Annotated in this window: 1 protein-coding gene; it reads right to left on the bottom strand. The window is 49.2% G+C overall.

Going from position 1 to position 522, the window contains the following annotated elements:
* The coding region (locus ACTHUM_RS18555; RefSeq protein WP_440403762.1) for an NADPH-dependent FMN reductase at positions 1–416 on the bottom strand (416 nt) is incomplete at its 3' end.
* Between the last annotated feature and the right edge of the window lie 106 nt (positions 417–522).

Genomic DNA, 522 nt, shown 5'->3' on the forward strand with positions numbered 1-522 from the left:
AAATATGAGAGGGCAAGGCGCAGATTTTTTTGCGCGCTATAACCGCCCATTTTGCCGACGGAATGGCTGATGATGCAGGCCGGTGTTTTTTTCCAGGCAACATCGGCATTGGGTTTGGAGCCGATGTCGATGGCGTTTTTCAGGCAGGCGGGGACGGTGCGGTTGTTTTCGGAAGTCACGAACAATACGCCGGCTGAAGCTTTGATGGTTTCGCGGAACTCGGTATAGCTGGGCGGAGTGGGGAAGTCGGTAACGGCAGGATCATCGTAGTCGAAGTTATACAAAGGCAAATGGCCGATTTCGACGATTTGTGCTTCGTAGCCTTCGGGGAACATGGAAATGACGTTTTGTGCGATTTTTCGTGCGAACGAACCTTTACGCAGGCTGCCGACCAAGATGCTGACTTTTTTTGACATGTTTTTCTCCTGTTTGATAATGGAAATGAAAACTATTCTGGATTTTAGTGTTGTCTAGGGAAGCGGTCAAGGTTTCAGACGGCCTGTCAGCCGGTTTATGCTAAAA

This window comes from Neisseria sp. P0021.S006 (genome assembly GCF_051956895.1).